Origin of the sequence: Bradyrhizobium sp. CCBAU 53338, from assembly GCF_015291665.1 — a bacterium.
Classification (GTDB): Bacteria; Pseudomonadota; Alphaproteobacteria; order Rhizobiales; family Xanthobacteraceae; genus Bradyrhizobium.
Window position 1 is genome coordinate 131,295 of the sequence record NZ_CP030048.1, and the last position, 26,023, is coordinate 157,317.

26 protein-coding genes and 1 tRNA gene are annotated in these 26,023 nt (G+C 65.0%); 14 read left to right on the forward strand and 13 right to left on the reverse strand.

What is annotated here, in order from left to right; all coding sequences use genetic code 11:
- The 3 genes from lptC to XH90_RS00605 all read right to left on the reverse strand — a co-directional run bounded on the left by lptC (position 1) and on the right by XH90_RS00605 (position 2,927).
- Positions 1-723 carry an LPS export ABC transporter periplasmic protein LptC gene (gene lptC, locus XH90_RS00595; protein ID WP_194478714.1) on the reverse strand — a complete coding sequence of 241 codons (723 nt, stop codon included), beginning with the start codon at positions 721-723 and terminating at the stop codon, positions 1-3.
- Between the two features lie 153 nt (positions 724-876).
- Positions 877-1,491, reverse strand: coding sequence for a ribonuclease D (locus tag XH90_RS00600; RefSeq protein WP_194478715.1), 615 nt, complete (start codon positions 1,489-1,491; stop codon positions 877-879).
- Positions 1,492-1,601: 110 nt separating this feature from the next.
- Positions 1,602-2,927: a UbiA family prenyltransferase gene (locus tag XH90_RS00605; RefSeq protein ID WP_194478716.1), complete on the reverse strand. Its 1,326-nt coding sequence runs from the start codon at positions 2,925-2,927 to the stop codon at positions 1,602-1,604.
- Positions 2,928-3,182: 255 nt separating this feature from the next.
- On the opposite strand from XH90_RS00605, the gene XH90_RS00610 reads away from it, so the two are divergent.
- Positions 3,183-4,454: an MFS transporter gene (locus tag XH90_RS00610; RefSeq protein WP_194478717.1), complete on the forward strand. Its 1,272-nt coding sequence runs from the start codon at positions 3,183-3,185 to the stop codon at positions 4,452-4,454.
- Positions 4,455-4,561: 107 nt separating this feature from the next.
- Here the strand turns inward: XH90_RS00610 and XH90_RS00615 are convergent.
- A tRNA-Leu gene (locus XH90_RS00615) sits at positions 4,562-4,648 on the reverse strand.
- Between the two features lie 137 nt (positions 4,649-4,785).
- Here XH90_RS00615 and XH90_RS00620 point away from each other — a divergent pair.
- Complete coding sequence (locus XH90_RS00620; RefSeq protein WP_194478718.1) at positions 4,786-5,751, forward strand: complex I NDUFA9 subunit family protein; 966 nt, start codon at positions 4,786-4,788, stop codon at positions 5,749-5,751.
- A 76-nt stretch (positions 5,752-5,827) separates the two neighbouring features.
- Here XH90_RS00620 and XH90_RS00625 read toward each other — a convergent pair whose 3' ends face one another.
- The 3 genes from XH90_RS00625 to XH90_RS00635 all read right to left on the reverse strand — a co-directional run bounded on the left by XH90_RS00625 (position 5,828) and on the right by XH90_RS00635 (position 8,801).
- Complete coding sequence (locus tag XH90_RS00625; protein ID WP_194478719.1) at positions 5,828-6,568, reverse strand: SDR family oxidoreductase; 741 nt, start codon at positions 6,566-6,568, stop codon at positions 5,828-5,830.
- 3 nt (positions 6,569-6,571) lie between these two features.
- The gene (locus tag XH90_RS00630) at positions 6,572-7,897 is read right to left on the reverse strand and encodes an FAD-binding oxidoreductase (RefSeq protein WP_194478720.1); all 1,326 of its coding nucleotides are present in this window, start codon (positions 7,895-7,897) and stop codon (positions 6,572-6,574) included.
- A 97-nt stretch (positions 7,898-7,994) separates the two neighbouring features.
- Positions 7,995-8,801, reverse strand: a complete 807-nt coding sequence (locus XH90_RS00635) for an undecaprenyl-diphosphate phosphatase (protein WP_194478721.1) — start codon at positions 8,799-8,801, stop codon at positions 7,995-7,997.
- A gap of 169 nt (positions 8,802-8,970) precedes the next feature.
- Between XH90_RS00635 and XH90_RS00640 the strand changes: the two genes are divergently transcribed.
- The 3 genes from XH90_RS00640 to XH90_RS00650 all read left to right on the forward strand — a co-directional run bounded on the left by XH90_RS00640 (position 8,971) and on the right by XH90_RS00650 (position 11,642).
- Complete coding sequence (locus XH90_RS00640; RefSeq protein WP_194478722.1) at positions 8,971-9,663, forward strand: glutathione S-transferase family protein; 693 nt, start codon at positions 8,971-8,973, stop codon at positions 9,661-9,663.
- Positions 9,612-10,787, forward strand: a complete 1,176-nt coding sequence (gene queG / locus XH90_RS00645; RefSeq protein ID WP_194478723.1) for a tRNA epoxyqueuosine(34) reductase QueG — start codon at positions 9,612-9,614, stop codon at positions 10,785-10,787. Before XH90_RS00640 ends, queG begins: the two co-directional genes overlap by 52 nt.
- Positions 10,788-10,853: 66 nt before the next feature.
- On the forward strand, positions 10,854-11,642 hold the full coding sequence (locus XH90_RS00650) for an acyl-CoA thioesterase domain-containing protein (RefSeq protein ID WP_194478724.1): 789 nt from the start codon (positions 10,854-10,856) through the stop codon (positions 11,640-11,642).
- 10 nt (positions 11,643-11,652) lie between these two features.
- Here the strand turns inward: XH90_RS00650 and XH90_RS00655 are convergent, their stop codons facing one another.
- Together XH90_RS00655 and XH90_RS00660 are read right to left on the reverse strand one after the other, a co-directional pair.
- Positions 11,653-12,120: a nuclear transport factor 2 family protein gene (locus XH90_RS00655; protein ID WP_194478725.1), complete on the reverse strand. Its 468-nt coding sequence runs from the start codon at positions 12,118-12,120 to the stop codon at positions 11,653-11,655.
- Positions 12,121-12,154: 34 nt separating this feature from the next.
- A complete protein-coding gene (locus tag XH90_RS00660) occupies positions 12,155-12,955 on the reverse strand; it encodes a carboxylesterase (protein ID WP_194478726.1) in 801 nt (266 codons plus the stop codon).
- A gap of 252 nt (positions 12,956-13,207) precedes the next feature.
- On the opposite strand from XH90_RS00660, the gene infC reads away from it, so the two are divergent.
- Positions 13,208-13,747 carry a translation initiation factor IF-3 gene (gene infC / locus XH90_RS00665; RefSeq protein WP_194482547.1) on the forward strand — a complete coding sequence of 180 codons (540 nt, stop codon included), beginning with the start codon at positions 13,208-13,210 and terminating at the stop codon, positions 13,745-13,747.
- 65 nt (positions 13,748-13,812) lie between these two features.
- Here the strand turns inward: infC and XH90_RS00670 are convergent, their stop codons facing one another.
- The gene (locus tag XH90_RS00670; RefSeq protein ID WP_194478727.1) at positions 13,813-14,211 is read right to left on the reverse strand and encodes a hypothetical protein; all 399 of its coding nucleotides are present in this window, start codon (positions 14,209-14,211) and stop codon (positions 13,813-13,815) included.
- 276 nt (positions 14,212-14,487) lie between these two features.
- On the opposite strand from XH90_RS00670, the gene rpmI reads away from it, so the two are divergent.
- On the forward strand, positions 14,488-14,688 hold the full coding sequence (rpmI, locus tag XH90_RS00675) for a 50S ribosomal protein L35 (protein ID WP_027535561.1): 201 nt from the start codon (positions 14,488-14,490) through the stop codon (positions 14,686-14,688).
- An 89-nt stretch (positions 14,689-14,777) separates the two neighbouring features.
- The gene (gene rplT / locus XH90_RS00680; RefSeq protein WP_092239381.1) at positions 14,778-15,137 is read left to right on the forward strand and encodes a 50S ribosomal protein L20; all 360 of its coding nucleotides are present in this window, start codon (positions 14,778-14,780) and stop codon (positions 15,135-15,137) included.
- Between the two features lie 29 nt (positions 15,138-15,166).
- On the opposite strand, the gene XH90_RS00685 is transcribed toward rplT, so the two are convergent.
- Positions 15,167-15,580 (reverse strand): hypothetical protein, encoded by a 414-nt coding sequence (locus XH90_RS00685; RefSeq protein WP_194478728.1) that lies wholly within the window; start codon positions 15,578-15,580, stop codon positions 15,167-15,169.
- 152 nt (positions 15,581-15,732) lie between these two features.
- On the opposite strand from XH90_RS00685, the gene pheS reads away from it, so the two are divergent.
- From pheS to XH90_RS00705, 4 genes are all read left to right on the forward strand, one after another.
- On the forward strand, positions 15,733-16,815 hold the full coding sequence (gene pheS, locus XH90_RS00690) for a phenylalanine--tRNA ligase subunit alpha (RefSeq protein ID WP_194478729.1): 1,083 nt from the start codon (positions 15,733-15,735) through the stop codon (positions 16,813-16,815).
- Positions 16,816-16,889: 74 nt separating this feature from the next.
- Positions 16,890-17,354: an endonuclease domain-containing protein gene (locus tag XH90_RS00695; RefSeq protein WP_194478730.1), complete on the forward strand. Its 465-nt coding sequence runs from the start codon at positions 16,890-16,892 to the stop codon at positions 17,352-17,354.
- Positions 17,351-19,759: a phenylalanine--tRNA ligase subunit beta gene (gene pheT, locus XH90_RS00700; RefSeq protein WP_194478731.1), complete on the forward strand. Its 2,409-nt coding sequence runs from the start codon at positions 17,351-17,353 to the stop codon at positions 19,757-19,759. The genes XH90_RS00695 and pheT overlap by 4 nt, the downstream gene beginning before the upstream one ends.
- 55 nt (positions 19,760-19,814) lie before the next feature.
- Entirely contained in the window at positions 19,815-20,585 is a 771-nt protein-coding gene (locus XH90_RS00705) for a sulfite exporter TauE/SafE family protein (RefSeq protein WP_194478732.1), read from the forward strand.
- A gap of 6 nt (positions 20,586-20,591) precedes the next feature.
- Here XH90_RS00705 and XH90_RS00710 read toward each other — a convergent pair whose 3' ends face one another.
- On the reverse strand, positions 20,592-21,980 hold the full coding sequence (locus XH90_RS00710) for an NAD(P)/FAD-dependent oxidoreductase (protein WP_194478733.1): 1,389 nt from the start codon (positions 21,978-21,980) through the stop codon (positions 20,592-20,594).
- 186 nt (positions 21,981-22,166) lie between these two features.
- On the opposite strand from XH90_RS00710, the gene XH90_RS00715 reads away from it, so the two are divergent.
- Entirely contained in the window at positions 22,167-23,114 is a 948-nt protein-coding gene (locus tag XH90_RS00715; RefSeq protein WP_194478734.1) for a YiiX/YebB-like N1pC/P60 family cysteine hydrolase, read from the forward strand.
- Between the two features lie 138 nt (positions 23,115-23,252).
- Here XH90_RS00715 and XH90_RS00720 read toward each other — a convergent pair whose 3' ends face one another.
- Positions 23,253-23,528: a metal-sensitive transcriptional regulator gene (locus XH90_RS00720; protein ID WP_007598521.1), complete on the reverse strand. Its 276-nt coding sequence runs from the start codon at positions 23,526-23,528 to the stop codon at positions 23,253-23,255.
- A gap of 50 nt (positions 23,529-23,578) precedes the next feature.
- Here XH90_RS00720 and XH90_RS00725 point away from each other — a divergent pair, with 50 nt between their 5' ends.
- Positions 23,579-26,023: a heavy metal translocating P-type ATPase gene (locus XH90_RS00725; protein WP_194478735.1), complete on the forward strand. Its 2,445-nt coding sequence runs from the start codon at positions 23,579-23,581 to the stop codon at positions 26,021-26,023.

Genomic DNA, 26,023 nt, shown 5'->3' on the forward strand with positions numbered 1-26,023 from the left:
TCACTTTGAGTTCGCAGACTTGTTCTTCTTCGCCGGCGGCGGCGGTGCGGGCTGCTCGACGGGCGCGGGCGTCGCCTCATCCGTGCTGATCTTGTCGAGGTGCATCACCACGTTGCCCTCGAAGCGGACGACGTCGCCGCCTTCGGTAATGCGCAGCTTGTCCGCCGTCAGCGTGCCGTTGGTCAGCTTGACGTCGACACGCTCGTCCGACGAGACGGTGCCCTTGTTCATGTCGACGAAGGCCGAGTTCAGCCGCGCCTCGTAGCCGGTCGAGGTGCGCAGGAAGATGTCCTTCGCAAGGCTGAGCTGCTGCTGCTTGTTGTCGAAGCGGCCGTAGCGGGAATCGAGGAACAGGGTGGACTGATCTTCCATCAGCACTTTCGCGCGCAAATCATTGAGGTCGACATGATCGGCGTCGGTAATGTCCTGCGTCGCGGTCTTGGCCCAGAGCTCGTAGGGGCGCTGATCCGGCGTGTAGCCCGAGAGATGCGGCGTTTCCATCGTGATCTTGGTGCCGGTCACCACGAGGTTTCCGGAGTCGAGCTTGATGGGAATCTTGAAGGGATTGAGGAAGGTCGAGACCGCGACGATCGCGGCCAGGGATGCAGCCACGGTCGCCGGCACCGCGATGCGCAGAATCCGCACCAGGCGGCTGTGGCGCGCCGCGCTGGCAAACTTCGCCGCAAGCGCGGCGTCGTAGGCGGGATTGTGGGCCGAATTCACCGCTGCTCCGGGGTGTCGCTCGCCTTATCCGGTTGAAGGCCGCGCCATTGTACCCGGCAACGCCCGAATATGCAGCCTTGGACATATCGGCCATGGAGAGGCCGCAGGAAAGTGTCCGAAACGGGGCGTTGCCCGAGCCCAACGGTCGAGGGCTCAGGAATGCGCGAAAATGTCCTCTTCCTCCCAGCCCTGGAGGTCGAGCAAAGCGCGGGTCGGCAGGAAGTCGAAGCAGGCCTTGGCCAGCGCGGTGCGGCCCTCCCGGACCAGCATGGCGTCGAGCCGCTCGCGCAAGCCATGCAGGTGCAGCACGTCGGAGGCGGCGTAGGCGAGCTGAGGCTCGGTCAGGCTGTCGGAACCCCAGTCGCTGGATTGCTGCTGCTTGGAAAGGTCGACATTGAGCACCTCGCGCACGAGGTCTTTCAGGCCGTGGCGATCGGTATAGGTGCGGGTCAGGCGGGAGGCGATCTTGGTGCAATAGATCGGCCCGGTCATGACGCCGAAGGTCTGGTACAGCACCGCGACGTCGAACCGCGCGAAATGGAAGATCTTGGTGATGGCGGGGTTGGCGAGCAGGGCCTTCAAATTCGGCGCATCGGTGTGACCTTTGGGGATCTGCACCACGTCGGCGCTGCCGTCGCCCGGCGAGAGCTGGACCACGCAGAGCCGGTCGCGGTGCGGGTTGAGCCCCATGGTCTCGGTGTCGATCGCCACCGCGCCGGTGTAGCGGGAGAGGTCAGGCAGGTCGCCGCGATGCAGGCGTACGGTCATGGCGTTTCAAACCCTTTGGTCAAATCGGTCGCGTCGTCATCATAGGCCAACCGGATGGTCCGCGATGTATCCACTGCGGAGGGGCGGCGCAAGCGCAGATCCGGGCCTGATCAGATCGCCGCCAGCATGATGCAGACCATCGCCGCCACCGTGGTGCGGCTCGCACTGTCCCGGAAGGCGTAGATGATGGGGTCGTCGGGCATCTCGCGGCGATGCGCGATCATCAGCGCCCGGCCGAACCAGTAGAGCAGCAGGGGCGCGAGCAGCCAGAGCATCCAGGGGCGGCTGTAGAGCGGCGTCACCGCGGAAGACGAGACGTAGAGCGTAAACACCGTCACCGCATTCATGGCGCTCGCCGCCGCCATCGCGGCGATGATGTGCAGGTCGCTGATGCGGTAATCGCGGTTGGAGGGATCGGAAAGGCCCTCGCCCTGGCGCATGCTGAGCTCGCTGAAGCGCTTGATCAGGGCGAGCGAGGTGAACACGAACAGCGAGAACACCATCAGCCATTCCGACAGCATGACGCCGGCCGCGACCCCGCCGGCGACGATGCGCAAGGAGTAGAGACCGGCGAGCGTGACCACGTCGACCAGCATCTTGCGCTTGAGCACGAGCGAATAGGCGATCGTGGTGGCGAGATAGGCGGCGAGCACGCCGAGAAACAGCGGCGAGATGCAGAGACTCGCGACAAGCGCGAATCCCCACAGCGCGGGGATCGCAAGCAGCGCCGACGAGATCCTGAGGTCGCCCGAGGCGAGCGCGCGATGGCGCTTGGTCGGATGCTGGCGATCGGCGGCGAGGTCGAGCAGATCGTTCATCAGATAGGCGCCGGACGCACAGGCCGAGAACGCCAGGAACGCCAGCAGCGTGATGCCGAGAGTGGCAAGAGTCATCTGATGCGCGGTTATCGCTGGCACGAACAGCAGCGTGTTCTTGGCGTATTGATAGAGCCGCAGCGCCTTGGCCCAGGTTTTCAGACCGGCGCCACTTTCGCGACGCGACTCGATGCGCTCGATCGGCTCGCGATCGAACGGCAGATTGACACCGTTCGCGAGAGCGGCTGGCGTCACGACACCGTCAAAACCGAGATGCGCGGCGATGCCCGCGGCATGACCGGCGAAGCGGCCCGCGACCAGAAAGATCTTCGCACCCCGCGCCCGCGCCGCCAGCGCCCGGTTCAGCACGTCGGCATCATAGGGCAGGTGAGCGTAGTCGAGTTCGGCACGCGCCAGGATATCCGTGAGCGCCGCCATGCCGGCGCGGCCGCCCGCCCCGAAGCGGGCCAGCATCCGTGCGGGGCTGGAGAACAGCGCTTCCATCAGCAGTTCGGAGCGCAAGAGCGCGCCTTCGAGATCGATCACCAGCGTGCGGCCGGGCACCGGGACAGATTCCGGTGCGGCTTCACTCCGATCATGCTGCCAGGCAGGCTGCTCCATCCGAAAACGCTCTGAATTGAGTGCGAAGGCCGACCTGCGGGCCGGCCGTTTTCGCGGGAAAGGACCGCCGCGAGCCTAGGCGGCATTGGCTAAGGGCGGCTTAACCAGCTGGAAACGGATCGGGCGCCGGCCTGTTGCGGGGATCCCACAATCCGGCGCCGGCTGGATATACCAGCGGAACTTCGGCCCTCCGCCGGTGGTAATCGGCCACGCCCACCCTATCTGAGGCCAGCTTCCCACCATGCTCCAGGTGCCATGACAGACCAGACGCTCGCCGCGCCGATCGACGATCAGCAGGAACGCCAGCGCGGCTTTTCGCGCTACCAGTCACTCCTGGTGGCGCTGCTCGCGTTCGCCCAGTTCACCATCATTCTCGACTTCATCATCATGTCGCCGCTCGGCGCCATCATGATGCCCTCGCTCAACATCACGGCCGGGCAATTCGGCGTCGCGGTGTCGGCCTACGCGTTCAGCGCCGGACTATCGGGCATCCTGGCCGCCGGCTTTGCCGATCGCTTCGACCGCAAGCGGCTGCTGCTGTTCTTCTATGCGGGCTTCACGCTCGGCACTTTGTTGTGTGCGCTGGCGCAGACTTATCATGTGCTGCTGCTCGGCCGGATCGTGACCGGATTGTTCGGCGGCGTGATCGGCTCGATCGTGCTCGCCATCGTCACCGATCTGTTCGCGCTGCACTTGCGCGGCCGCGTGATGGGCTTCGTCCAGACGGCATTTGCCGCGAGCCAGGTGCTCGGCGTGCCAGCCGGCCTGTTTCTCGCCAATCACTGGGACTGGCATGTCTGCTTCTTTGCGATCGTCGGCCTGTCGATCCTGGCCATCGCCGTGATCGCCTTTGCGATGGAGCCGGTCGACGCGCATCTGAAGCTGAAGCAGGACCGGAACCCGTTCCATCACCTGGTCGCGACCATCTTCGAGCCGCGCTACACGCTGGCCTTCGGCGTCACGACGCTGCTGGCGACGGGCGGCTACATGCTGATGCCGTATTCCAGCGCCTTCACGGTGAACAATGTCGGCATCGACATCGCGCATCTGCCGACGATCTACCTGGTCTCCGGCCTGTTCAGCATCGTCACCGGACCGCTGGTCGGCCGCGCCAGCGACACCTTCGGCAAATACCCGACCTTCGTGTTCGGCTGCGCGATGACCGTCTTGATGGTGCTGATCTACACCCATCTCGGCCACGTCTCGCTGGTGACCGCGATCACCGTCAACGTGCTGATGTTCGTCGGCATCTTCTCGCGCATGATCCCGTCGCAGGCGATCATCTCGGCGATCCCCGATCAGAGCCAGCGCGGCTCGTTCAGCGCGGTCAGCGCCTCGCTCCAGCAACTCTCCGGCGGCCTCGGCTCGGTGCTCGCGGCTGCGATCATCGCCCAGCAACCCGACGGCTCGCTGCTGCATTTCGAGCGGATCGGCTACGTCGTCGTCACGACGACGATCATCACGCTGATCGCGATGTATTTCGTGCAGAAGGCGGTGGCGACGAGGGCGGGGAGGAGCGTGGTGTGAGGGATTCTGGTCCCATCACGATCCCCGCGGCGAGCGGTGCGAAGGTCGCCGTCCGGCCAGCCACGATGATCGAAAGCAGGCCTATTTGGGGACCAAATCCCGCAAAATGGTGCCCAGGAAAGGACTCGAACCTTCACGGCCGTTAAGCCACTGGCACCTGAAGCCAGCGCGTCTACCAATTCCACCACCTGGGCATGCCGTTTGGGGCACGGAGGCGGTTACTACGGTTCGGTGACGCCGTTGTCAATTCATGGTTCTGGATGCCGATTGCGCATTGCACACCGGGCCGATACAAGCCTGATATCTCGCACTTCTTCGCAGGAACGGACCTATGGCATCGAATCTGGAAACGCTCGTCACGGTTTTCGGCGGATCGGGGTTTTTGGGCCGGAACGTCGTCCGCGCGCTGTGCCGGCGGGACTACCGCGTCCGGGTCGCGGTACGGCGGCCGGAACTGGCCGGATACCTCCAGCCCTCGGGCAAGGTCGGCCAGGTCCACACCATCCAGGCCAATCTGCGCTATCCTGGATCGGTCGAGGCGGCGGTGCGTGATTCGCATGTCGTGATCAACCTGGTCGGCATCCTCGCCGAGAGCGGTGCCCAGACCTTCGACGCGGTCCAGGCCAAGGGCGCCGAGACTGTCGCCAAGGCGGCGGCGGCTGCGGGGGCCAGCCTGATCCACGTCTCGGCGATCGGCGCCGACGCTGATTCGCCCTCGCACTATGCCAGGGCCAAGGCCGCCGGCGAGGCCGCGGTGAGCGCGGCGGTGCCGTCGGCGACGATCTTCCGCCCCTCCGTGATGTTCGGCCCCGAGGACCAGTTCACCAACCGCTTCGCGGCGCTGGCGCGGATGTCCCCGGTGCTGCCGCTGATCGGCGGCGAAACCAAGATGCAGCCGGTCTATGTCGGCGACGTCGCCACCGCGATTGCGGACGCCGTCGACGGCAAGGCCAAGGCGGGCGCCACCTACGAGCTCGGCGGACCCGAGGTGCTGACGATGCGCGAGATCATCGAGGCGATCCTCGAGATCACCGACCGCGAGCGCGCGCTGGTGCCGCTGTCGTTCGGCCTCGCCCGCCTCAAGGCCGCCTTCCTGCAGTTCGCCCCGGGCGCGTTCAAGCTGACACCGGACCAGGTGACGCTGCTCCAGCGCGACAATGTCGTGTCCGATGCGGCGAAGGCCGCCGGACTGACGCTGGAAGGCCTCGGCATCACGCCCGATTCGCTGGAAGCAATCGCCCCGCAATATCTCTGGCGCTTCCGCCCGCAGGGCCAGTTCCAGCGCAAGAGCGCATAACCTACGTCAACGGCGGTCCTTCTTAACTTCTCCCGCAAGCCGGGCGAGGGCGCGCACCGTCCGCGCGGCGATAGCCTCAGAACTTCAGCTTCTTGAACACCGCCTCCGGCAGCGTCTTGATGATCAGCATCACGAGGCGCCATTTGCCGCTGACGTAGACGACATCGACCTTCTTCTCGACCGCGTTCAGGATCGCATCGCCGACGACGGGCGCGTCGACGGTGAGCGGGCCGATCAGCTTCATGCCTTCAGTCATCCTGGTGCGGACGAAGCCGGGCTTCACGGTGACGACATGCACGCCGCCGCGGCTGACGCGGGCGCGCAGGCCCGAGAGGAATGCGGAGAAACCCGCTTTCGCCGAGCCGTAGACATAGTTCGAGGCGCGGCCGCGATCGCCGGCCACCGACGACACGCCGACAACAGTGCCGCTGCCGCGCGCAAGAAATCTTTCGGCGAACAGGCCGAGGATCAGCGACGGTCCCTCGTAGTTCGAGCGCATGATCGTGGTGGCATGGGCGAGATCGCTCTCCGCATTTTGCTGCACGCCCAGCAGGCCGACGATCGAAATGACGACGTCGGGCAGGGCGGGAAGGCCGGCAACGAAGCCCTCGAACGAGGCGGTGTCGAGCACGTCGAATGTCCAGGTGTTCGCTTCGATGCCGTAGCGCGCGCGCAGATCGGCGGCGTCAGGCTCCAGCGCGGCCGCGTCGCGACCTGCGAGGCCGACATCGTATCCGGCCTCGGCAAAGGCGCGCGCCGCGGCGCGGCCGATATCGGAGGAGCCACCGAGCACCAGAACTGACATGCGTGACGTCACGGCTTAAACCTCATCGAACAGGCGTTGTGACAATTTCGAGCGGATGTTTCCTGCGGGATCGAGTGATTTGCGGATCGCGTTGAAGCGCGACAACGCGCCATAGCCGGCCTCGAACGTCGCGCGCGACTGCCGCGCATCCTTGGCGAGATAGATCCGGCCGCCGGCCGCGACGACGATGCGATCGATCTCGTCGAGGAAATTCAGGATGTCGCCCCTCACCGGGAAATCCAGCGCCAGCGTGTAGCCGGGCAGCGGAAACGACAGCAGGCCGTCGCCGTGGCCGAGCTTCTTCAGCACCGCGAGGAACGAGGCATCGCCGCGCCTGGAGACACGATCGAGGATGTCAGCGAGCACGGCGCGCGCGTCGGCTTGCGGGATCACGCATTGATGCTGCAGGAAGCCGCGCCGTCCATAGATGCGATTCCAGTCTGCGATGCCGTCGAGCGGAAAGAAGTAAGGATAGAGCGAGACCACGTGGTCGCGGCCCGCGCGCCTTGCGCCCATGCGGTAGTAGAGCTCGTTGAAGGCCCGGATGCTCAAGCGGTTCAGCGTCATCGAGGGCAGGTCGACGGGCACAGCCAGGCCGGGAGTCTTGCCGAGGGGAAATCGATCGGCGCCGTCGGCAAGTTCATCGGCGCGTGCGTGCTCGCCGAGATAGATCAGCGAGCGGCCGAGATCGTTGCCGCGCGCCACGCAATCGATCCAGGCCACCGAGTAGGTCGCGGAATCGCCGGCCTCGAGCGCGCGCATGGCGGCATCGAGATCGGATGCGGAAATCACGTGCTCGCGGATCCAGCCGGTTTCGACGTGGCGCAGCCGCATCGTCGCTTCGAGAACGACGCCGGTGAGGCCCATGCCGCCGACGGTTGCGAAGAAGGCATCGGAATTCTGCTCGCGCGAGATCTCGAGGGTCTCGCCCTGCCCGGTGCGCAGCAGGATGCTGTCGACATAGCGGCCAAAACCGCCCTCGCCATGATGGTTCTTGCCGTGGACGTCGGCGGCGATGGCACCACCGACCGAGACGAACCGCGTGCCGGGCACGACGAAGGGCAGGAAGCCGCGCGGTCCAAAGCTATCGATCAGGTCGGACAGCAGCACGCCGGCTTCCAGCCGGATGCATCCCGTCGCCGGATCGAACGACCTGATACGGTCGAACCCGGTCATGCCGATGGTCCTGGCAACGCCGATCGCGGCATCGCCATAGGCGCGGCCGTTACCCCGCGCCACGGAGCCGGCGACGACAGCCTCTCCCACCGCCCCGAACGAACGCGGTCGCAGCACTTCGCTATCGACGACCGGGAAGCGTCCCCAGCCGCTGACGAGGGTCATCGTTCAGCTCCGTCCGCGGGCCACCCCCGCTTTCGGACACTGCCTACCGGTCAAAAGCTGATATTGCGTTGAGGCGTATCAGCTGGTTTTCGAGAAGTTAACGGCCCAGCGCCAGCGCGATCAGGCCGAGCGTGCCGACGATGACGCGCCACCAGGCGAACACCACGAAGCCGTGGCGGGTGACATATTCCAGAAACGACTTCACCACGATGATCGCAGTGATGAACGACACGATGAAGCCGATCGCGACGATACCCATGTGGTCCATCGTCATCTCGGCGCGGCTCTTGTAGAAATCGTAGGCGAACGCGCCGATCATGGTCGGAATGGCGAGAAAGAACGAGAACTCCGCCGCCGCCCGCTTGTCCGCGCCCAGGAACATCGCGGCGACGATGCTGGCGCCGGAGCGCGACACGCCGGGAATCATCGCAATGCACTGCGCGATGCCGATATAGAGATACATCAGCAGCGGAAACTTCGTGGCATCATGCTCGCGCGGCTTGAGGTCGAGCTTGTCGACCCAGAGCAGGATGGCACCGCCGACGATCAGCGTGAAGCAGACGACCCAGGGGTTGAACAGCAGGGTCTTGATGTACTTGCCGGCGATGAGGCCGACGACGACAGCCGGCAGGAACGCGACCAGCACGCCGATCACGAAGCGGCGGGAATAGGAATCGCCGGAGAAGAAGCCGATCACGACGTCCCACAGCTTCTTGAAGTAGAGCCCCACGATCGCGAGGATCGCGCCGAGCTGGATCAGAACCGTAAACGAATCCCAGAAGGCGCCTTCGCCGAGGCCGAAGAATCGCTCCGCAAGCAGGAGGTGGCCGGTCGAGGACACGGGAAGGAACTCGGTCACCCCCTCGATGATGCCGAGGATCACTGCCCGTATTGTATCTGACATATTTACGGTCCATTTCCGCTGGAAAAGCGGGGTTCTTCTCGCCTATTCGCCCCTCGCTCGCAATCGCAAAATGCGCTATCGCGCCCTTGCCTCGCGGTTTTGAAGGACTAGTGTGGCGCCGCACAAACATTGATGGATTCTTAAGCACCATCAAATAGTCAAAGGCTTCATGTTTACGCTGTTTCATCATCCGTTCTGTCCGCATTCGCGATTCATCCGCCTGATCGCGGGCGAATACGGGCTCGAACTGAAGCTGGTCGAGGAGCGCAGCTGGGAACGGCGCGAGGCGTTTCTGCTGCTCAACGCGGCCGGCACCACGCCCGTTCTGGTGGACGACGAACAGCCGCCGATCCCGGGCGGGGCCATCATCGCCGAATATATCGACGAGGCCTATGGCGCTGAGATGGGCCCCAAGCGGCTGATGCCGGAGACGATCGCCGAGCGCGTCGAGGTGCGCCGGCTGATGGCCTGGTTCAACGAAAAGTTCTTCGAGGAGGTCTCCCACCCGCTCGTCACCGAGCGCATCTACAAGCGCTTCATGAGCGAGGGCAATGGCGGCGGCCCGCCCTCGCCCGACGTGATGCGCGCCGCCAAGGCCAACGTGCGCTATCATCTGGCCTATATCGGCTGGCTGGCGCAGACCCGTAACTTCCTCGCCGGCGACCGGCCCACTTACGCGGATCTCGCCGCCGCGGCGCATCTCTCGGCGATCGACTATCTGGGCGACGTGCCATGGAGCGAGGACGACGCAGCAAAGGCGTGGTACGCGCGGGTGAAATCCCGTCCGTCGTTCCGCCCGCTGCTGAGCGAATGGCTGGCGGGCGTGCCGGCGTCGCGGACCTACGTGGACCTGGATTTCTGAACTCCGATCCGACTGAACTGAAGACGGCGCTGGCGCGCGAGGCGCGCGCACTCGGCTTCGACTGCATCGGCGTCACGGCGCCCGGCACGATCGACAGCGCCGGACGGCGCTTCCTCGAATTCATCGCCTCCGGCGGCCATGGCGACATGGACTGGCTCGCGAGCCAGCCGGAACGCCGCGTCGATCCGCGCGGGCTGTGGCCGGATGTGCGCAGCGTGATCATGCTCGGCGTCAATTACGGCCCCGACTCCGATCCGCTCGCAATCCTCAAGCAGCGCACGCGCGCGGCGATCTCGGTCTATGCGCAGGGCGACGACTATCACGACCTCATCAAGAAGCGGTTGAAGGCGCTGGCCCGCTGGCTGGTCGCGACCGCGCCGAGCGAAGTGAAGGTGTTCGTCGACACCGCGGCGGTGATGGAGAAGCCGCTGGCGCAAGCCGCGCATCTCGGCTGGCAGGGCAAGCACACCAATCTGGTCTCGCGCGAGTTCGGATCGTGGCTGTTTCTCGGCGCCATCTACACCACGCTCGACTTGCCGCGCGACGATGCCGAGATCGATCATTGCGGCTCGTGCCAGGCCTGCCTCGACATCTGCCCGACCTCGGCGTTTCCCGCGCCTTACCAGCTCGATGCGCGGCGCTGCATCTCCTATCTCACCATCGAGAACAAGGGACCGATCCCGCAGGAATTTCGCAAGGCCATCGGCAACCGCATCTATGGCTGCGACGATTGCCTCGCGGCGTGCCCCTGGAACAAGTTTGCGCAGGAGGGACGTGAGGCCAAGCTCGCCGCGCGCGACGAATTACGCGCGCCTGGTCTCGGCGAACTTTCACGGCTTGACGACGCAGGGTTTCGCGCGCTGTTCACGAAGTCACCGGTGAAGCGCATCGGGCGTGACCGGTTCTTGCGGAACGTGCTGGTTGCGATTGGTAACTCGGACGATGCGGCGCTGGCGAAGGAAGCGTGTCGCTTGCTTGATGATGCGAGCCCGCTGGTGCGCGGCGCTGCAGTTTGGGCGCTAGGGCAGTTGGCGCCGCAGGACGAGCTTGCGGCGGTGAAGAACGCTGCGATGAGCAACGAGCCCGATGAGAGCGTGCGTGAGGAGTGGCGCACCACCTCCTAGTTCTCGCTCTCACCACCCTTGATTTCCCCGCACGTTCCCGCAAAGTCGCGCACCATGACAACAAACATGCCTTTCTTCACCCGCGACGGCGATACATTCCATCCGACGGAAGTGGCCAACGGTCCGTGGGACCCGAAATCGCTGCACGGGCGCGTCATCATCGGCCTGATCGGCTTCGCCATCGAGGAGCGCCATTCCGGCCCTGAGTTCGTGCCTGCGCGGCTCACCGTCGACATGTTTCGGCTGCCGACCATCGACAAGCCGATTCACGTGACGACGCGGCTGGTGCGCGACGGAATGCGCATCCGCGTCGTCGAGGCGGAGTTCCTCTCCGGCGGCATCAGCATGGCGCGCGCCTCCTGCCAGCTGCTGCGGCGAACGCAAAACCCCGAGGGCAATGTCTGGTCGCCGCCGAACTGGGACGTGCCGAAGCCATCAGACATTCCAAAGCCGACCGACCCCAGGCTCGGCATGAACGGCAAATGGACGACGCGCCCCATCGTCGGCCACATGGGCTCGCTCGGTCCGCGCCGACTCTGGATGAGCGAGGTGCGCGAACTCGTTGCCGGCGTGCCGATGACGCCGTTTGTCCATGTCGCCACCGGCGCCGACTTCGCAAGCCCGTTCGCCAATGCCGGCGACAAGGGACTCGGCTACATCAACAGCGACGTCACGATCTATCTGCACCGCCTGCCGGTGACGAACTGGATCGGATTCGACGTGGTGAACCACCAGGCCACGGACGGCGTCGCGATCGGCGAATGCTGGCTCTACGACGAGCAGGGCCCGATCGGCACCGCGACGGTCGCCGCGCTGGCGCAGCGCAAGCCGATGGCGAAGCCACCTCCGCCGTAGTTCGACGACGTCACACCAGATGCCGCTTCATCTCCGTTCGCGCCTTCAGCTCGGCGCCCTGCTTGGCGACGATCTTGGCGATCCGCTCCGGCGCGAACTTCAGATCGAGGAACGCCGGCGCGGTGTTGGCGACCTCGTGATAGGTCGCGATCTTGCCGCCGCGCAGCGTCATGATCGCGACGCCCTCGAACATCGCGCGCGCGCCGCTCGCTTCCGGCAGGGTTGATTTGTAGCTGAACGTGTAGCGCGCATACAGCGTGGTGCCGTTGCCGACGGGGTCATGCATGTCCCAGCGGAAATCGGTCGCCGTGCGATAGAACCAGTCGTCGACCATTCCAGCGATTTTGTCGCGCCCTTCGAAAGCGCCGTAGAACACGTCGTGATAGACGCCGTCCTCGGTGAAGAGATCGGCAAAGGCACGACCGTTGCGCTGTTCGACAGCGTCGCAGAAAGCACGCAGCATGGCGGTGGTGGTCATGAATTGCCTCCCGTGTTTCTTGTTGCGGCCTACTTCACCCGATCTCCGCCACCGCGGCAAGAATGCGCGCGATGTCCTGCGGGCGGGACAGGCGGTGATCGCCGTCCTGGATCAGGGTGAGCACGACGTCGTCGGCCGGCAGGCGGTGCGTCAACGAAAACGCGTGCTGCCATGGCACATCAGGATCCTGCGCGCCTTGCAGGATGCGGACGGGACAGCCGAGATCGATGGCGCTGCCGAGCACGAGATGGTTGCGCCCCTCCTCGATCAGCTTGCGCGTGATCGGATAGGGCGTGCCGTCGCCATATTCGGATGGCCTGAGCCAAAAGCCCTTAGTCTCGATCTCCTTCTTCACCTCGGGTGAAAAATTCTTCCACATCAGCTCTTCGGTGAAGTCGGGCGCCGGTGCGATCAGCACCAGGCCCGCCAGCGAGGCTTTGCCGGAACGCTTCCTGATCTCCCGCGCGAGCAGCAGCGCCATCCAGCCGCCCATGGACGAACCGATCAGGATTTGCGGACCGGTGCAGAACCGCTCGAACACCGCGACGCTGTCCTCGAGCCAGCTGCCGATGGTTCCGTCGGCGAAATCGCCGCTGGATTCGCCATGGCCGGAATAGTCGAACCTGACGGCGGCACGGCCGCGCTCGCCGGCCCAGGCGTCGAGCGCCACCGCCTTGCCGCCCTGCATGTCCGACTTGAAGCCGCCGAGCCAGACGACGCCGGGCCCTTGACCAGATCCCTGGCCGGCGCGGTGACGCACCGCGATTTTGCGCGCTGACGGTCCTTCGCCAACATCGATGAAGTCGAGCACGGCATCGGGAATTGCTGGGGTCATGGAACGTTTACTCTTGCTGTGGGGTTTGAGGGCGTGGTCCCCGTTCCACGAAGCAACCCTATAGTGGTATTGTCCCTTTGGGACGCTTGCGGAACAGGGGCAAGGTGTCTATGTCGAGCACCGTGCCGATGGGCGTGACCAAAATGCCTCGCATTTGAGGGTTTTTCGCTTCTCGCACGAGCGACTTGCTTGCCGGCAAACGCATCTTCCTTCAAAATAGCCGCTTCCTTTCACAACTTTGGAGAACCACCCATTCGCCGTCCCAATAGAGCCCCGGCCCCTGCCGCCAAAGACGGGCCGCGCATCAATGATGATATTCGCAATGCGCAGATCCAGCTGATCGACGCTGCCGGTGACAACAAAGGCACCGTCGAGACGATGCTCGCCATCAAGATGGCCCAGGAAGCTGGCATGGATCTCGTCGAGATTTCGCCGAATACCAGCCCTCCCGTCTGCAAGATCATGGACTACGGGAAGTATAAGTATTCCGCCCAGAAGAAAGCCGCCGAAGCCCGCAAGCGGCAGAAGACCGTCGAGATCAAGGAGATCAAGCTCCGCCCGATGATCGACGACCACGATTACGACGTGAAGATGCGCGCGATGCTGCGGTTCTTCGAAGAGGGCGACAAGGTCAAGATCACCCTGCGCTATCGCGGCCGCGAAATGGCGCACCAGGAGATCGGCACCAAGCTGCTGGACAAGATCAAGACCGACGTCGCCGAGCTCGCCAAGGTCGAGCAGGACGCCCGGTTCGAGGGCCGTCAGGTCGTCATGGTACTGGCGCCGCGCTGAGTGCAGCTTCTCGGGACTGAGAATTCAACGGCCCGTCCGGATCGTCCGGCGGGCCGTTTACGTTTTCAGGACCGCGTCGCCTGCCAGGTGCCGCTGCACTGGTCGCCGGAGATGACGCCCCGCCAGGAGCCGGCTCCGGCTGCGCCGCCGAGACGACCACCTCCACTGGCATGGGAGGCGCCGACCGACACCTGGACCGCTACGGCGCCGCCGCGATTGACGGTGCCGGACACCCGGCCGCCACCGGCGGACGAGACCCGGCTGCCAGTCACGGTGAAGGGGACGCTGTAGCCCGAGCTGCAGACGCCGCGGGTGGTGGCGAAGGTGACGTTCCAGACACCGTCATACCCGGCGATGCGGGCATCGGCAGTCGATGGGACGGCCGCCGCGGCGAGTACGGCCAACAGCGCCAGGTGGCGCGGACGTGTGACAACGGACAAAATCGATCGGGAAAAATGGGCCATTTTGGTCCTGCTCCGGACGGGACGGCGTGAACAAGGGGTGGCAACACCCAATAGTCGGCGGGCAGGTTTCGCCGGTTCATCATCGTTGCCAATTCGCCCGTTCTCTGTCATAAGCCCGACCTTCATCGCCCGGCTGATTAAGGGCTGCCGTGGCGGTGTTTCGTGCGGGTTTCGCGCTTGTTCGCAAAAACCTGAGCACAATCAACGCTCTAACGAGCATTTTTGACGGCCACGCCGCCTTCGCGGGCGGATGTCGTTGGCCATTAGGAGAGCCAAATGCCCAAGCTGAAGACCAAATCGGGCGCTAAAAAGCGCTTCAAGGTGACTGCCACCGGCAAAGTGATGTTCGCCCATCGCGGCAAGCGTCACGGCATGATCAAGCGGACGAAGAAGCAGATCCGTCAGCTTCGCGGCACCAGCGTGCTGTTCAAGACCGACGGCGACAACGTCAAGAAGTACTTCTTGCCGAACGCCTGATCGCGTCCAAGATCGACGAAGATCATTGCCATCTCTGCCGCACCTTTCGCGGCAATCCGAAACAAAGTCATCTCTGAAGGATTTTTGTCATGTCTCGCGTCAAACGCGGTGTGACCGCCCACGCCAAGCACAAGAAAGTCTACAAGGCCGCCAAGGGCTTCTACGGCCGCCGCAAGAACACCATCCGCGCCGCCAAGCCGGCCGTGGAAAAGGCCCAGCAGTACGCTTTCCGTGACCGCAAGCGCAAGAAGCGCACCTTCCGCGCGCTCTGGATCCAGCGTCTCAACGCAGCGGTCCGTCCGTTCGGCCTGACCTACAGCCGATTTATCGACGGTCTCGCCAAGTCGGGCATCACCGTGGACCGCAAGGTGCTGTCGGATCTCGCGATCCACGAGCCCGCGTCGTTCCAGCTGATCGCCGAGAAGGCCAAAGCTGCGCTAGCCGCCTAAAAGGCTGCTCTCGCGGCCTGAGGCTTGCGCTAGCGGCCCGTCTGGCCCGCAGCCTTCAGCGCGCGCTGCGAGTAACGCTGGGCGACCTCCGCCCGGCAGAAAGCCGTAAACGAGAGATACATGGTGCCGGACTTGTTCCGGTACTTGACGTCGCATGCGTGCATCTCGCGCTTGTAGGCCTGGCTCTGCGCGGCACTGAGGCCGGACTTGAAGTCCACCTCGCATTTCCTTTCGACAGCGGCGCCGAGCTGAACATCGCCACTCGCGGTCAGTTCGCAATCCTTGAAGACCTTCATCGCGCTTTCGCAGCCCTTCTGCGCGCTGATGGTGTCCGCGACCTCGTCCAGCGTCATGGATTTGTCCATGCAGACCATGGCGCGCGCAGGCGTCGCGGCAGCCGACAGAACGATGGCCAGGACGGCCAAACAGCATTTCGAAAGCATCGCAAAGGTCTCCTCGTATCCTGTCTTGGTGCCGGGTCCCCGCGCGAGGTTCAACCCAGCCGCTCGAGAAGCGGAAATGACCGGCTTTTTGCTTGACGTTACGCCCTTCGGGCGGCGACAACCCAGCCGAATTTGGCAGCAAGGATTTGACTGTGTCCGACCTCGCAACGCTTGAAACATCCATCCTCGACCAGATCGCCGCCGCCGGCGACGAAGCCGCGCTCGAAGCGGTGCGCGTCGCAGCCCTCGGCAAGAAGGGCTCGATCTCGGCGCTGCTTGCCACGCTCGGCAAGATGTCGCCCGACGAGCGCAAGACGCAGGGCGCGGCGATCAACCAGGCCAAGGACAAGGTCACCGAGGCGCTCGGTGCACGGCGCGACGTGCTGAAGTCGGCAGCGCTCGATGCGCGGCTCGCATCCGAGACCGTCGACGTCACGCTGCCGCTGCGCGATGCGCAGGCCGAGGCCGGCCGCATCCATCCGCTGAGCCAGGTCTGGGACGAGCTCACCACGATCTTCGCCGACATGGGTTTCTCGGTCGCCGAAGGCCCAGACATCGAGACCGACGACTACAACTTCACCAAGCTGAATTTCCCTGAAGGCCATCCGGCGCGCGAAATGCACGACACGTTCTTCTTCTATCCGAAGGAGGACGGCTCGCGCATGCTGTTGCGTACCCACACCTCGCCGGTGCAGGTGCGCACGATGCTGAGCCAGAAGCCGCCGATCCGCGTGATCTGCCCGGGCCGCACCTACCGCATCGATTCGGACGCGACCCACACGCCGCAATTCCACCAGGTCGAAGGGCTCGTCATCGACAAGCATTCTCATCTCGGCCACCTCAAATGGATCCTGCACGAGTTCTGCAAGGCGTTCTTCGAGGTCGACCACATCAACATGCGCTTCCGTCCCTCGTTCTTCCCGTTCACGGAGCCGTCGCTGGAAGTCGACATCCAGTGCCGCCGCGACAAGGGCGAGATTCGCTTCGGCGAGGGCGAGGACTGGCTCGAGATTCTGGGCTGCGGCATGGTGCATCCGAACGTGCTGCGTGCCTGCGGCATCGATCCCGACGAGTACCAGGGCTTTGCCTGGGGCATGGGCATCGACCGCATCGCCATGTTGAAATACGGCATCGCCGATCTCCGCCAACTGTTCGACAGCGACGTCCGCTGGCTCAGCCATTACGGCTTCAAGCCGCTCGAAGTGCCGACGCTCGCGGGAGGGCTGAGCTCGTGATGCTCGCTCGCACGAAGATTCTCTCCGTTCCCTCCCCCCTTGTGGGGGAGGGTCAGGGAGGGGGGTAGCCGCGGATGCCGCACGCAGTTGTGAGCGAGCGTCAGCGCAGCCGGGCGAAGCAACTTCGCCGGTCGATGACGCGCGCTGAAAAACTGCTGTGGCGCTACCTGAAGGCTAATCGCATCGACGGTTTGGGCATCCGCCGTCAAACCCCAATCGGAAACTACGTCGCCGACTTCGTCTGCTTCTCCTCCAAACTCATCATCGAGCTCGACGGAGAATCGCACGACTTTGAAGAGCGGCAAAAAGCAGATCAACGTCGCGACGCGTTCTTCACCGCTGAGGGTTTTCAGGTTCTTCGCTTCACCAACGAGCAGGTGATGACGAACCTCGAGGGGGTTGTTCAGACGATCGGCCAGGCAGCTTCTGTCGGAGCCCGCGGCTTACCCCCCTCCCTGACCCTCCCCCACAAGGGGGGAGGGAACACTAGCACTGACCAGAGCAATTCAACCGACAAGAGCCGAGGCAACCAGCCATGAAATTCACCCTCTCCTGGCTGAAGGATCATCTCGACACCGATGAGTCGCTGGAAAAGCTTGCCGACAAGCTCACCATGATCGGGCTCGAGGTCGAGAACATCGAGGACAAGGCGAAGGCGCTGAAGCCCTTCACCATTGCGAAGGTGATCTCGGCCGAGCAGCATCCCAACGCCGATCGCCTGCGCGTCTGCATGGTCGACACCGGTGACGGTGGCGCGGCGGTGCAGGTCGTGTGCGGCGCGCCGAACGCGCGCGCCGGGCTCGTCAGCGTGTTCTCGCCGCCCGGCACCTACATTCCCGGCAAGGACATCACGCTCGGCGTCGGCACCATCCGCGGCGTCGAAAGCCGCGGCATGCTGTGCTCGGCGGCCGAGTTGCAGATCTCCAACGACCATGACGGCATCATGGAATTGCCGGCGGACGCACCGATCGGTGCCGGCTACGCCGAATGGGCCGCGCTCGGCGATCCCGTGATCGAGATCAATCTGACGCCGAACCGGCAGGACTGCACCGGCGTGCACGGCATCGCGCGCGATCTTGCCGCCGCCGACATGGGCAAGTTCAAGGATCCCACCGTCAAGCCGATCAAGGGCGAATTCCCCTGCCCCGTGAAGGTCACGGTCGAGGACGCCAGGCTGTGTCCGGGCTTTGCACTGCGCCTCATCCGCGGCGTGAAGAACGGACCGTCACCGGACTGGCTGCAGAAGCGGCTGACTGCGATCGGACTGCGTCCGATCAATGCGCTGGTCGACATCACCAACTTCATGACCTACGACCGCGCGCGCCCGCTGCACGTGTTCGACGCCAGGAAGGTGAAGGGCAATCTCGTGGTGCGGCACGCCCGCGACGGCGAAACGCTGCTCGCGCTCGACGGCCGCACCTACAATCTCGATCCCTCGATCTGCGTCATTGCCGACGAGCACGGCGTCGAATCGCTCGCTGGCATCATGGGCGGCGAGGCCTCGGGCTGCGACGAAAACACCACCGACGTGCTGATCGAGTCGGCGCTGTGGAACGAGATCAACATCGCCCAGACCGGCCGCAAGCTCGGCATCAACTCCGATGCGCGCTACCGCTTCGAGCGCGGCGTCGATCCGGCCTTCATGGTGCCAGGGCTCGAGCTCGCCACGAAACTCGTGATGGAGATGTGCGGCGGGACGCCATCGGAGAACGTCGTGGTCGGCAAGGCCTTCGGCGATGACCGCATCATCGACTTCCCCGTGACCGAGGTGAAGCGCCTGTCCGGCATCGAGGTGCCGATGCCGGAGATGAAGCGCATCCTCACCCACCTCGGCTTCATGATGGCGGGCCCCGGCCCGCTCGTGAAGGTCGCGGTGCCATCGTGGCGCTCCGACGTGCATGGCAAGGCTGACCTCGTCGAGGAAGTCGTCCGCATCTACGGCGTCGACAAGGTGCCGATGACGCCGTTCGAGCGTGGCGAAGACGCCCGCAAATCTGTGCTGACGCCGCTCCAGCTCCGTACTCGCCGCGCACGGCGCGCGCTCGCGAGCCGCGGTATGACCGAGGCCGTGACGTGGTCGTTCATCACCAAGCCCGCGGCCGAGCTCTTCGGCGGCGGCCAGCGCGAGCTCGAAGTCGCCAACCCGATCGCGGCCGACCTCTCCGACATGCGGCCGAGCCTGTTGCCGGGCCTGGTCGCCGCGGCACAGGCCAATGCCGACCGCGGCTATGGCGACGTCGTGCTGTTCGAGGTCGGACAGGTCTTCAAGGGCGATCGTCCGCAGGATCAGTTCATGGCGGCGAGCGGCGTGCGGCGCGGCCTTGCATCGTCGGAAGGATCGGGACGGCACTGGTCGGGCTCGGCGCAGACCGACGTGTTCGACGCCAAGTCCGATGCGCTCGCGGTGCTGGCTGCGGCCGGCGCCCCGATGCAGGCGCTGCAGATCGTCGCCGGCGGTCCCGCCTGGCTGCATCCGGGCCGCTCCGGCACGATCCAGATCGGGCCGCAGAACGTGCTCGGATACTTCGGCGAGATGCATCCGCGCGCGCTGGAGGCGCTCGGCGCCGACGGCCCGCTTGTCGTGTTCGAGGTCACCCTCGACCGCATTCCGGAAGCCAAGAAGAAGCCGACCCGCGCCAAGCCGCTGATCGAGCTGTCGGCATTTCAGCCCGTGTCACGCGACTTCGCCTTCATCGTCGACCGCACCGTGAAGGCCGGCGACATCGTCCGCGCCGCGCAAGGCGTCGACAAGAAGCTGATCACCGGCGTCATCGTGTTCGACGTCTATGAAGGCAAGGGCATCGACGACGGCAAGAAGTCTGTTGGCATCGCGGTGACGATCCAGCCGCGCGAGAAGACGCTGACCGACCAGGAAATCGAGGCCGTCGCCGCGAAGATCGTGGCTGAGGTCACGAAGAAGACGGGCGGCACGTTGAGAGCATGACGCCGAAAGGTGTGAAGCCGCTTTCGGACAACGTCATGCTCGAGAGACATGGAGCATGACGCTTACGGACTTCCTTCCCAGGGACGTCAGTCTCACCATCGCGATGGCGCTCTGCGCCATCGCTTTCGTTTCGGGCACCGCGCGCGGCTTCTCCGGCTTCGGCTCGGCACTGATCTTCATGCCGCTGGCGAGCAGCGTCGCGGCGCCGCGGCTGGTTGCGGCACTACTTCTCGTCATCGATTTCGTCGCGGCCGCGCCGCTGCTGCCCGACGCGTGGCGCAAGGCGGACCGCAAGGCGACCGCGGTGATCGTGCTGGGCGCCCTGGTCGGCGTGCCCGTCGGCACCTATTTCCTCAACGTGCTCGAGCCCGTCACCACGCGCTGGATCATCTCCTGCTTCGTCGCCGCGCTGCTTCTGCTGCTGCTGTCGGGCTGGCGCTATCGTGGCAAGGACCACGTGTGGCTCTCGATTGGTATCGGCGGTCTCTCCGGCTTCTGTAGCGGGCTGGCCCAGACCGGCGGGCCGCCGATCGTCGGCTATTGGCTCGGCCGCCCCATCGCCTCGATCGTCGCCCGCGCCAACATCCTGCTGTTCTTCGGCGCCTCGGACTTCTTCTCGATGGTCAGCTATGCCACGACCGGCCTGATCTCGCGCGAGTCGCTGGTGCTGTCACTGATCGTCGGGCCGGTCTACGCGATCGGCGTCGCCTTCGGCGCATCGCTGTTCGGTCGCGCCAGCGAGACGATCTTCCGCAGGATCTGCTACGCTCTGATCGCAATCGCGGTCATCACCGGGCTGCCGGTGCTGGACGGGATTTTGCGGTAGCTCTCGTCACCGCCGTGGTGCGCGGCGCTTCTTCGTCGATTGCGTCGGCACGTCGGCCGGCTCGGCCTTCAGCGCACCGATCTTGCGCAGCGCGGCGTCCGCGGCGCGCTCGCCGCTGTCCCAGGCGCCGTCGACCGTGCCCCACAGCGTGTCATGCGTGGCTTCGCCGGCGAGGAACATGTTGCCGATCGGCTCGGTCAAAACTCTTCGCGCGAGTTGTCCGCCGGGCGAGGCCGCCGACATCGCGCCCATGACATAGGGCGAGGCGTTCCAGCGCGTCACCGCGGTCTTCTGCACGGCGGCCGCCGCCTCGCTGCCGAACAGTTTTGTGATCCACTCCTTCGCGAATGCCGTCATCGCCTTCTCGCCCTGCTCGGCGAGATCGCGGCCGAACGAGCCGCCGACGTCGATCGAGCACAGCGAGGATCCCCCGATATTGGCGTACATCAGTGCGGTGCGCGTCGAAGTGCTCTGCTCGACGAGAACATCGTCGCGCGCGAGGCCCAGCGGGTTGCCTGGCAGCTGCAGCACGATGCGATCGTAGCTGCCGAGGGTGAGCTTCGATACCGCATCGAGCGTGCGCTTGGGAATGTCGGGCGCGAACTTGAGCGCACCCGACGTCAGCACATTGGTCGATACCGTGACGATGGCCGCGCGCGCGGCGATCTTGCCGGATGGCGTCTCCACGCTGACGTCGCGGTTGCTCCAGGCGATGCGGCTGGCCGGCGTCGAAAGCACCGTCGGCACCTGCTCGCCGAGCCTGGCGATCAACGTGCCCAGACCCTGGCGGCAGGCGATCGGGGCATTGCGGTCCTGCGCGCGCGCCTTGTCGATCGCCGACAGCTCCTTCAGATCCTTGCCGGCAAAGCTCGCGCCGAGGACGAATTCGGCGGCCCCCGCCCAGTCGCCGAGATCCTTCGGCAGCACAGACGCGCAGGAGGTATCGAGCTTGCCGCGCGCGGCCTCGTCGATGGCACGGTTGGTGCGCACCAGTGCCGCCAGAAACTCCTCGGTCTCGCCCGCGCGCGCATTGCGGCGGCCGATGCGCATCTTCTGACCCGACGGTGCAGGGGACACATCGAGCCCGGCACTGCGCGCGAGCCGGATCATCGGATTGGTGTCGGGATTGTGCATCCAGCGTGCGCCGCGATCGAACGGCACGTCGAAGGTGGTCGTATCCGTGATGCAGCGCCCGCCGACTTGCGACGCCGCCTCCACCACCACGACCTTGCGATTGGCTGCCATGACGCGCCGCGCTGCAGCGATGCCGGCCGCTCCCGCACCGATCACGACAATGTCAGCCTCGCGCGGCAGGGGTGCGGCCGTTGCGCGCAGGACCGGCGCTGCGGCAAAGGCTGCCGACGCCGATAGGAAGCTGCGGCGCGTGATTGTCATGTCATGGTTTCCGGGGACTTGCAGCGAACGGGAACAGCCAGCGAACCTTGCCGTATCTGATGTTGCGCAGCAACCATCATGGTGAATCAATCGTGCTCGACCTCACAGACCCATGAACCGAATTGCAACAGGTTTCGACCATGATACAGATGGAAAAAAGATGGCCAGAAAGGCCCGGGGGAGTTCATGGGGACGGTCCTAGATTCAGTCGGCAAATTGATAGCCGCGTACCTCTCGAAGGAGGTGCCGGGCTACGAGCCGTTCACGCCGAGCGACCCCGAGCACCTGCGCGGCGTGATCCAGCCCGGCGACGTCATGCTGGTCGAGGGCAACAACCGCATCTCCGGCATCATCAAATATCTGACGCAGTCGACCTGGTCGCATGCCGCGCTCTATGTCGGCCCGGTCGAAGGCGCGCAGGAGCCTGATGGCGAGCCGCATGTGCTGATCGAGGCCAATATCGGCGAGGGCGTCACCTCCGCCCCGCTGTCGAAATATTTCCCCTATCACACCCGACTCTGCCGCCCGGTCGGGCTCTCCTACGAGGATCGCACCACCGTGTGCCGCTATGCGATCAACCGCATCGGCTTCGGCTACGACACCAAGAACATCATCGACCTGATGCGCTTCCTGTTCCCGCTGCCGGTGCCGCAGCGCTGGCGGCGGCGCATGATCGCGATCGGCTCGGGCGATCCGACCAAGATCATCTGTTCGGCGCTGATCGCGCAGGCCTTCGACGCCGTGCGCTATCCGATCCTGCCGAAGATCACCAAGGCCGGCAGCCGCGCCGCGCGCCGCGAGATCCTGCACATCCGCGACTCCTCGCTCTACATGCCCCGCGACTTCGACATCTCGCCCTACTTCGAAGTCGTCAAACCCACCATCGTGCACGGCTTCGACTACACAGCCTTGCACTGGGCCGACAAGCAAAAGCCGCTCGAGGAGGTAGCGGGCTCATTCGGTGTGTTTCCAGAAACGGTCAGTTCGCCGCCGCTCGTTCCTGAAGCGATTGACGAAGAAGCGCCGGCTGAGGTTTCGGCTGAGCAAATGAGCGCCGCGCATGTCTCGTTACTGAAGAAGCTGGCGATGTATCGCCCGCGGCGCCGAGGTCGGACGAGAGAGCGGGCGGCATAGCTCTGCCGTCTCCTGGCGAAGGCCAGGACCCATCACTCCAATTGGCAGATTGCGAAGATTCGGCGTGCGGTACGGCTACCGGACGCAATTGATGGATTCCGCGGGATGGTGCTGGCTTGCGCCAGACGACGGAAGAACCTACCGCTCCGCCCTGCCAATCACCGCCATCAGCTCCGCGATCTTCTCGCGCTGATCCGCCTTGTCGCCGCTCGCAATCGCGTGCTCGACGCAGTGCGCGACGTGGTCCTTCAAGACCTCTTCCTCGACCCGGCGCAGTGCGGCGCGCACCGCCGAGATCTGCGTGACGATGTCGATGCAATAGCGGTCTTCCTCTACCATTTTCGACAGGCCACGAACCTGGCCCTCGATCCGGCCGAGACGTTTTCCGACGGAAGCCTTGATGTCCTTGCGCATGACCTCTATATACCCCTACCGGGTATAGGTTACAAGGCCGGAGTGCAGGAATGAGCGACACGAACCACAGCCATCATCACCGGAACACGCAGTCCGGATGCGGCTGCTCCACCAAGATCGCGGCGACCGCGCCCAAGCCCGCCGTCTCGTCCTGCTGCGGCGGTCACGGCGATCATGCTCAGCATCACGGTCATGACCACGGCGCGACAAAGGTGCTCGATCCCGTCTGCGGCATGACGGTCGATCCCGCGACCTCGAAGCATCGCTTCGAGCACCACGGCGAGACTTTCCATTTCTGCTCCGCCGGCTGCCGCGCCAAGTTTGCCGCCGATCCCGCCAAGTACCTCTCAAAGGACAAGGCGTCCGAGCCGGCGATGCCTGAAGGTACGATCTACACCTGCCCGATGCATCCGGAGATCCGCCAGGTCGGACCCGGCAGCTGCCCGATCTGCGGCATGGCGCTCGAGCCGGAAGTCGCGAGCCTGGAGACCGGACCCAATCCGGAACTCGCCGACATGACGCGGCGGTTCTGGATCGGCGGTACGCTGGCACTGCCAGCCGTCGTACTGGAAATGGGCGGCCATCTCGCGGGGCCGCACAACTGGATCGATCCGACATTGTCGAACTGGATCCAGCTCGTGTTCGCCACGCCCGTCGTGCTGTGGGCCGGCTGGCCGTTCCTGGTGCGCGGCTGGCAGTCGCTGCTGACGCGCAACCTCAACATGTTCACGCTGATCGCGATGGGTACCGGCGTTGCCTATGTCTACAGCCTGATCGGCACCATCGCGCCGCAGATCTTCCCCGCCACCTTCCGCGGCCACGGAGGCGCAGTCGCCGTCTATTTCGAAGCGGCCGCCGTCATCACCGTTCTGGTCCTGCTCGGCCAGGTGCTGGAACTGCGCGCCCGCGATGCGACGTCGGGCGCGATCAAGGCGCTGCTCCAGCTCGCGCCGAAAACCGCGCGGCGCGTCGATGCCGATGGCTCCGAGCACGAGGTCGAGATCGATACGCTTCGCGCGGATGACCGCTTGCGCGTCCGTCCCGGTGAGAAAGTGCCAGTCGATGGCGTAATCCTCGAGGGTCGCTCCTCGCTCGATGAATCGCTCGTCACGGGCGAATCGATGCCCGTCACCAAGGAGGCCGGCGCCAAGGTGATCGCCGGTACGCTCAATCAATCCGGCAGCTTCGTCATGCGCGCCGACAAGGTCGGGCGCGAGACGCTGCTGTCGCAAATCGTGCAGATGGTCGCTGACGCCCAGCGCTCGCGCGCACCGATCCAGCGGCTGGCCGATCAGGTCGCGGGCTGGTTCGTGCCGACCGTCATCGCGGTTGCCGTCATCGCGTTCGCGGCATGGGCCTGGTTCGGACCGGAGCCGCGGCTGGCGTTCGGTCTGGTGGCTGCCGTCAGCGTGCTGATCATCGCCTGCCCCTGCGCGCTGGGCCTCGCGACCCCGATGTCGATCATGGTCGGCGTCGGCCGCGGTGCGCAGGCCGGCGTCCTGATCAAGAATGCCGAAGCGCTGGAGCGGATGGAGAAGATCGACACGCTCGTCGTCGACAAGACCGGCACGCTGACCGAGGGCAAGCCCAAGGTGGTGTCGATCGTGCCGGCTACCGGCTTTGCCGAGGACGACATTGTCCGACTCGCGGCCAGCGTCGAGCGCGCCAGCGAGCATCCGCTGGCCGACGCGATCGTGCGCGCGGCCAAGGAGAGGCAGCTTGCGCTCGGCCAGGTCGAAGAGTTCGATTCGCCTACCGGCAAGGGCGCGACCGGCCAGGTCGACGGCAGGACCATCGTGCTCGGCAACGCCAAATACCTGACGTCGATCGGCATCGACACCAGGGCGCTCGATGCCGAGGCCGAACGCTTGCGCGGCGACGGCGCCACCGTGATCAACATGGCAATCGACGGCGCGCTTGCCGGCCTGTTCGCCATCGCCGATCCGGTCAAGGCCTCGACCCCGGAGGCCCTGAAGGCGCTCGCGGCCGAGGGCATCAAGGTCATCATGCTGACCGGCGACAACCGCACCACGGCGGAGGCGGTGGCGCGCCGGCTCGGCATTGCCGATGTCGAAGCCGAGGTGCTGCCCGACCAGAAGAGCGCGGTCGTGATGAAGCTGCAAAAGGCCGGACGCAGCGTCGCGATGGCCGGCGACGGCGTCAACGACGCACCGGCGCTGGCGGCGGCCGAGGTGGGCATCGCCATGGGCACCGGCACCGACGTTGCAATGGAAAGCGCCGGCGTCACCCTGCTGAAGGGCGACCTCACCGGCATCGTGCGTGCGCGAAAGCTGTCGCAGGCGACGATGAGCAATATCAGGCAAAATCTGTTCTTCGCCTTCATCTACAACGCTGCCGGCATTCCGATCGCCGCCGGCATCCTCTATCCCGCCTTCGGCCTGCTGCTGTCGCCGATCATCGCGGCCGCGGCGATGGCGCTGTCCTCGGTGAGCGTGGTCGGCAATGCGCTAAGGCTGCGTGCGACGAAGCTGTGA

What these genes read in the sequence shown, in the direction of transcription:
- XH90_RS00600 (WP_194478715.1), bottom strand. Translation starts at nt 1,491, where the DNA reads ATGACCGTACGCCTGCATCGCGGCGACCTGCCTGACCTCTCCCGCTAC.
- XH90_RS00605 (WP_194478716.1), bottom strand. Translation starts at nt 2,927, where the DNA reads ATGGAGCAGCCTGCCTGGCAGCATGATCGGAGTGAAGCCGCACCGGAA.
- XH90_RS00610 (WP_194478717.1), top strand. Translation starts at nt 3,183, where the DNA reads ATGACAGACCAGACGCTCGCCGCGCCGATCGACGATCAGCAGGAACGC.
- XH90_RS00620 (WP_194478718.1), top strand. Translation starts at nt 4,786, where the DNA reads ATGGCATCGAATCTGGAAACGCTCGTCACGGTTTTCGGCGGATCGGGG.
- XH90_RS00630 (WP_194478720.1), bottom strand. Translation starts at nt 7,897, where the DNA reads ATGACCCTCGTCAGCGGCTGGGGACGCTTCCCGGTCGTCGATAGCGAA.
- XH90_RS00635 (WP_194478721.1), bottom strand. Translation starts at nt 8,801, where the DNA reads ATGTCAGATACAATACGGGCAGTGATCCTCGGCATCATCGAGGGGGTG.
- XH90_RS00640 (WP_194478722.1), top strand. Translation starts at nt 8,971, where the DNA reads ATGTTTACGCTGTTTCATCATCCGTTCTGTCCGCATTCGCGATTCATC.
- queG (WP_194478723.1), top strand. Translation starts at nt 9,612, where the DNA reads ATGGCTGGCGGGCGTGCCGGCGTCGCGGACCTACGTGGACCTGGATTT.
- XH90_RS00650 (WP_194478724.1), top strand. Translation starts at nt 10,854, where the DNA reads ATGCCTTTCTTCACCCGCGACGGCGATACATTCCATCCGACGGAAGTG.
- XH90_RS00655 (WP_194478725.1), bottom strand. Translation starts at nt 12,120, where the DNA reads ATGACCACCACCGCCATGCTGCGTGCTTTCTGCGACGCTGTCGAACAG.
- XH90_RS00660 (WP_194478726.1), bottom strand. Translation starts at nt 12,955, where the DNA reads ATGACCCCAGCAATTCCCGATGCCGTGCTCGACTTCATCGATGTTGGC.
- XH90_RS00670 (WP_194478727.1), bottom strand. Translation starts at nt 14,211, where the DNA reads ATGGCCCATTTTTCCCGATCGATTTTGTCCGTTGTCACACGTCCGCGC.
- rpmI (WP_027535561.1), top strand. Translation starts at nt 14,488, where the DNA reads ATGCCCAAGCTGAAGACCAAATCGGGCGCTAAAAAGCGCTTCAAGGTG.
- rplT (WP_092239381.1), top strand. Translation starts at nt 14,778, where the DNA reads ATGTCTCGCGTCAAACGCGGTGTGACCGCCCACGCCAAGCACAAGAAA.
- XH90_RS00685 (WP_194478728.1), bottom strand. Translation starts at nt 15,580, where the DNA reads ATGCTTTCGAAATGCTGTTTGGCCGTCCTGGCCATCGTTCTGTCGGCT.
- XH90_RS00695 (WP_194478730.1), top strand. Translation starts at nt 16,890, where the DNA reads ATGCCGCACGCAGTTGTGAGCGAGCGTCAGCGCAGCCGGGCGAAGCAA.
- pheT (WP_194478731.1), top strand. Translation starts at nt 17,351, where the DNA reads ATGAAATTCACCCTCTCCTGGCTGAAGGATCATCTCGACACCGATGAG.
- XH90_RS00705 (WP_194478732.1), top strand. Translation starts at nt 19,815, where the DNA reads ATGACGCTTACGGACTTCCTTCCCAGGGACGTCAGTCTCACCATCGCG.
- XH90_RS00710 (WP_194478733.1), bottom strand. Translation starts at nt 21,980, where the DNA reads ATGACAATCACGCGCCGCAGCTTCCTATCGGCGTCGGCAGCCTTTGCC.
- XH90_RS00715 (WP_194478734.1), top strand. Translation starts at nt 22,167, where the DNA reads ATGGGGACGGTCCTAGATTCAGTCGGCAAATTGATAGCCGCGTACCTC.
- XH90_RS00720 (WP_007598521.1), bottom strand. Translation starts at nt 23,528, where the DNA reads ATGCGCAAGGACATCAAGGCTTCCGTCGGAAAACGTCTCGGCCGGATC.
- XH90_RS00725 (WP_194478735.1), top strand. Translation starts at nt 23,579, where the DNA reads ATGAGCGACACGAACCACAGCCATCATCACCGGAACACGCAGTCCGGA.